The organism is Candidatus Aquicultor secundus (assembly GCF_002791875.1).
GTDB classification, from domain to species: Bacteria; Actinomycetota; Aquicultoria; order Aquicultorales; family Aquicultoraceae; genus Aquicultor_A; species Aquicultor_A secundus.
In genome coordinates, this window is record NZ_PFNG01000237.1 from 6,818 (window position 1) to 7,576 (window position 759).

Annotated in this window: 1 protein-coding gene; it reads left to right on the forward strand. The window is 40.4% G+C overall.

Annotated elements, in window-relative coordinates; genetic code table 11:
• Positions 1 to 20 precede the first annotated feature (20 nt).
• Positions 21 to 759 (forward strand): HEAT repeat domain-containing protein (locus tag COY37_RS10075; RefSeq protein ID WP_286977462.1); only part of this gene is annotated, 739 nt, incomplete at its 3' end.

The following is a 759-nucleotide window of genomic DNA, read 5'->3' on the forward strand; positions in this document are numbered from 1 at the left end:
GCTACAAAGGAGGAAGAGTAATGGGATTTTACGACCTTACAAAGAAAGAAAGAGAAAAGCTTGCAAGAGAGGTGTCAGATGCAATAAGGCTTGATCTTATTGAGAACAAATCGGACAAACTCAGAGCCTTTGCTTCTGACACTGATACTTACATAAGAAAGAATGCCTATCTCACCGTAGGCCGAATTTATCGTGATTCTCAAGACCAAAGAGAAGCTATCTTGGAGGCGCTTGACAAGTTATCTAAAGATAATGACGAGAAGGTAAGACAAACAGTTGCTTACGCCCTCGGTGAGATCGGCAAAGTTGATGCAGAGATAATTACAAGCATGCTTGAGCAGGCATTATATGATGACCATTACTCAGTAAGAAATGCTGTTATTGGCTCATTAAAGCAGATGAGCGAAAAGAACCCGAAGCCAACCTTAGAATTCGCAAAAAGATTTTTGCATCACCCCGATCCGAAAATACGACGGGAAATTATTCACGGGGTCGAGCTAAGAGGAAGAACGCATCCTGAAGACATACTCCCCTTACTGGCAGAGTTACAAAACGATCCAGACAGGATGATTAGAGAAACTATAATTCATGTATTAGGTCAAATAAGTTACAAGAAAGGATGCCTGGAAAAAGTCATCGATGATCTAAGCAACTGGAACAACAAAGAGCTGGTTGAGAAGGCTCTAAACGAAATCATAGATGTTCATAAACGATACGAAAGATTTAGCGACAAATCAACTGAAGAGGCCAAAGTTTATA